A 4,123-nucleotide genomic window follows, 5' to 3' on the forward strand; every position below is an offset into this window, starting at 1 on the left:
CGCCCCGCGTGCCCCGGGCCGTGCCGGGGCCCCCGCAGCGCGTGGCCGCCGGGCCGCGCGTGGCCCGCACCTACTGGCTGGGCACCGACAAGGCCGGCCGCGACGAGCTGAGCCGCCTGCTGCTGGGCACGCGCATTTCGCTGGGCATCGGGCTGGTGGCGGTGCTCATCTCGATGGCGCTGGGCATGGCCGTGGGGGCCCTGGCCGGCTACTTCGGCGGTTGGATCGATAGTGTATTGCTGGGCGTGATGACCGTGGTGTGGAGCATTCCGGGCATTATGCTGGTCATCGCCATTTCGCTGGCGCTCGACAGCAAAGGCGTGTGGGTCAGTTTCGTAGCCGTGGGCCTCACGATGTGGGTGGACGTGGCCCGCGTAGTGCGCGGGCAGCTGCTGAGTTTGCGCTCGGCCACCTTTGTGGAGGCCGGGCGGGTGCTGGGGCTGCCCACCTCGCGCCTCATTGCCCGGCACCTGCTGCCCAACCTGCGGGGGCCTCTGCTGGTGCTGGCCACCAGCAACTTCGCCGCCGCCATCCTGCTCGAAGCCGGCCTCAGCTTCCTCGGGCTGGGGGTGCAGCCGCCGGCCCCCAGCTGGGGCCTGATGGTGAAGGAGGGCTACGACCTGCTGGGCACCCAAGCCGGGCTGTGGCTGACGGTGCTGCCGGGCGCGGCCATCTCGCTGCTGGTTTTAAGCTTTAATTTACTGGGCAATGGCCTGCGCGACGCCTACGACCCCAAAACGGCCGTCCGCTAGGGCCCTGTTTTCTCCCCATGTCCAACACCACCTCCGATAAGCGCTTATTTCTGAAGGAGCGCGAGCTGAACGCCCTGCTCGAAATCACCCAGGCCATCACCCAGGATTCGACCGGCGAGGCCGCGCTCTACAAAATTTTTCAGTTCACGCTCATCGGCCAGCTCGGGGTGCGCCGGCTGGCACTGTACGTCCTCACCGACGGGGTGTACCGGGCCGAGGTATCATTCCCGGCGGTCGTGGGGCCCCTGCCGGAAATCGTGCTGGCCCAGTGCTACGCGGCGCCCTGCATCATGGAAGGCCTCGACCTCGGGCCCGGCTGGGAGGGCTTCGAAACCGTGATTCCGGTGACCCAGGCCGAACGGGTGCTCGCCTACGTGCTCATCGGCACGGCCCAGGCCGACTACGCGGACCAGGAGGCCATGAAGTTCATCGAAACGCTGGCCAACATCCTGCTCGGGGCCGTCGAAAACCGCCGCCTCACCCGCCAGCGGATGGCCGCCGCGGCCCTGCGCCGCGAAATTGAGATTGCCCAGGACGTGCAGCGCCTGCTCTTCCCCACGCACCTGCCCAACAACGCCGCCGTGGCCGTGGCCCGCACCTACGTGCCGCACACCCAAATCGGGGGCGATTACTTCGACGTGGTGGAAATCGACGCCGACCGCCTGCTGCTCTGCATTGCCGACGTGAGCGGCAAAGGCGTGGCGGCAGCCCTGCTCATGTCGAACTTTCAGGCCGGGCTGCGCACGCTGCTGCGCCAGGGCGCCGACCTGCCCGTTATCGCCTATGAGCTCAACCACTTAATCTTTCGCAACGCCGGGGGCGAGAAGTTCATCACCGCGTTTCTGGGCATCTACGATTGCCGAACCCGGCACCTGCGCTTCGTCAATGCCGGCCACAACGACCCCATTTTGCTGCCCGACCAGGGGCCCCCGCAGTTCCTCAAAACGGGGGCCGTCATGCTCGGCATCATCGAGGAGCTGCCCCGCCTGGAGGTGGGCGAGGTGGTGGTGCCGCCCCGCTCGCTGCTCTTCAACTACACCGACGGCCTGACGGAGGTATTTGATGCCGAGGGCAATGAGTTTGGCGAGGAAGGCGTGCTGCGCGTCATCGCCCAGAACCGCTACCTGCCCCTGCCGCGCCTGCACGAAACCCTGCTGCGCGAAATCCGCGCCTTCGGCGGCGGCACCGACCAGTTCGCCGACGACGTGACGATCCTCAGCTGCCGGATGAAATAAGGGAGAGGGTGAGGCCGTTAAGTTTCCCCGGGCGGCAAGTGCTCAAACTTAAGGGCCCTGCCGCTAGGCCCCGTGCCAGCCCCCCGCCTGGGGCCCCAGCCGGCCCGGGGGCGTAGCTTTGCCCGGCGCGGGCGCGGTGCCCGCGCCGCCCTAACGCCCGCCCCGCATCAAACGGTTTTTCGGCAACATCAGCCTCGTCGTTCTGCTCAACCTGGCCGTCAAGCCCGGCTGGATCGTGGTCGAAAACCTGGTGCAGGACCGCCTGGGCCACGCGGCCTTTGGGCTGGTGGCCGCCCTCTCGGCGCTGGCCATCGCCGTGGCCGCCCTCGCCGACCTTGGCCTGACGCCCTACGTGGTGCAGCGCCTGGCCGCCGCGCCCGAGTTTCTGGCCGAAGAGTTTCCGGTGCTGTTGCCGCTGCGCGGGGGGCTGGGCCTGGCCGCGCTGGTGGCGCTGCTGCCCGTGGGCTGGGCGCTGGGCTACCGGGGGCCCCAGCTGGGCTGCTGGCGGGGGTGGCGGCGGCGCTGCTGCTCACGCAGTACGGGCTGTTTTTGCGGGGCCCCGTGCAGGCCCGCCAGCACTTCAATACCGACGCCGTGCTCTCGGTGCTCGAAAAAGCCCTGCTGCTGGCCGCCATCCTGGCGTTGCTGCCGGGCGGCCTCACGCTGGGCAGCTACGTGGGGGCCCGGCTGGGGGCGGCGGCCTTCACAGCGGCGCTCTTTTATGGGCTGCTGACGCGCCTGTTTGGCCGCGTGCGCTACCGCTGGCAGGGGCGCCGGGCGCGCCAGGCCCTGCGCGCCAGCTTGCCCTTTGCCTTGATGGCGGTGCTCTACGGCGTGAACGAGCGCGTGGACATGGTGATGCTCGAGCGCCTGCACTCGCCCGCTGAGGCCGGCTACTACGCCGGGGCCTACCGCTGGGCCGACGCCGTGATGATGTACGCCTGGACGGTGCTGCCGCTGTTTTTTGCCAAATTCGCCAGCACCCCGCACGATGCCGAGGCCCAGCGCAAGCTGCTCTGGTTTGGGCAGCGGGTGGTGGCCGCGCCGCTGCTGTTCGCGGTGGCGTTCGGGCTGTTTCGGGGCGAAGTGCTGTTCTGGCAGTTTCACCACAGCCGCCCCGACGAGCTGGCCAAGATGGCGCTCTGCCTGCGCATTTTGTTCCTCAATGTGCTGGTGCACGCCTTTTTCGCTATCTACAGCACCCTGCTCACCAGCACGCCCACGAGGGCGCCGTGAGCCGCGCCGTGGCCGCCAGCCTCGCCCTGAACGTGGGGCTGAACCTGGTGCTGCTGCCCCGCTTCGGGGCCGTGGCCGCGGCCCTGAACACGCTGGTGTGCGCCGTGGCCGTGTCGGGGGCCTACCTCGTGCTGGTGGCGCGGCGCACCGGCGTGGCCCTGCCGTGGGCCTTGCTGGCGCGCCTGCTGCTGGCCTTCGGGCTGCTGTGCGGGGCCTGGTGGGCCGCGCGCGCCGGCCTGGCCTTGCCCTGGTGGCTGGAGGCGGGCCTGCTGGGGGCCCTGTTCGGCCCCATCCTGCTGGCCACCGGCGTAGTGCAGTGGGCTGAAATCCGAGCCCTGCTGCCGAAGAAACCGTAGCGCCGCCGCGGCAACTGTAGCGCGACTTGTAGTTCGCGGCTCTCGCTTCGTCCTGCTGATAATCGTTGAGCGACCGTTTAAAGCCGCGGACTACAAAGTCCGCGCTACATTCCAACCCAGGGCCCTGAGCGCGGCGCGAGGAACCTAGGGCCCCTCCGAGCGAATCATACCGCCTTGGTCGCGCTGCCGACAGTCGTTTCAGTGATGGGCAACGAGGCATGGGCGATGAAGAACCACCAACCAACAACCGCCAACTAAACCCGGGGCCCCTACTTTTGCTCCACTTATGGCCCGTCCGCATCCCTACGCTTTTGCCCACGTGCTCGTGCCCCAGCTGGCCGGCCGCCGCCCCGCCGCCGTGCGCCGCGAGCTGGCCGACCCCGCCCTGGCCCGCGAGCTACTGCTTTACATGTGGGAAAAGGCCGCCGAAGGCCTGCCCCCCGCCGAGCACGTATCATCCGCGGCTTGCGCCTGACCTGGCATGAGGTGGCCGGCCGCGCCGTGGCCCTGCTGCACCTGCCCCGCCCCCCAGGCCAGCACCGAA

5 protein-coding genes are annotated in these 4,123 nt (G+C 69.0%); all 5 read left to right on the plus strand.

Annotated elements, in window-relative coordinates; all coding sequences use genetic code 11:
• On the plus strand, window positions 1-752 hold a 752-nt coding region (locus tag BEN49_RS11775; RefSeq protein ID WP_239691914.1), incomplete at its 5' end, for an ABC transporter permease.
• A 17-nt stretch (window positions 753-769) separates the two neighbouring features.
• Window positions 770-1,987, plus strand: coding sequence for a PP2C family protein-serine/threonine phosphatase (locus BEN49_RS11780; protein WP_070743654.1), 1,218 nt, complete (start codon window positions 770-772; stop codon window positions 1,985-1,987).
• Window positions 1,988-2,548: 561 nt separating this feature from the next.
• Complete coding sequence (locus BEN49_RS28855; RefSeq protein WP_158022869.1) at window positions 2,549-3,223, plus strand: lipopolysaccharide biosynthesis protein; 675 nt, start codon at window positions 2,549-2,551, stop codon at window positions 3,221-3,223.
• Window positions 3,220-3,579, plus strand: a complete 360-nt coding sequence (locus BEN49_RS28860) for a polysaccharide biosynthesis C-terminal domain-containing protein (protein WP_070743660.1) — start codon at window positions 3,220-3,222, stop codon at window positions 3,577-3,579. The genes BEN49_RS28855 and BEN49_RS28860 overlap by 4 nt, the downstream gene beginning before the upstream one ends.
• A 286-nt stretch (window positions 3,580-3,865) precedes the next feature.
• The gene (locus BEN49_RS11795; RefSeq protein ID WP_070743663.1) at window positions 3,866-4,054 is read left to right on the plus strand and encodes a hypothetical protein; all 189 of its coding nucleotides are present in this window, start codon (window positions 3,866-3,868) and stop codon (window positions 4,052-4,054) included.
• Window positions 4,055-4,123 lie beyond the last annotated feature (69 nt).

Source organism: Hymenobacter coccineus (genome assembly GCF_001816125.1).
GTDB classification, from domain to species: Bacteria; Bacteroidota; Bacteroidia; order Cytophagales; family Hymenobacteraceae; genus Hymenobacter; species Hymenobacter coccineus.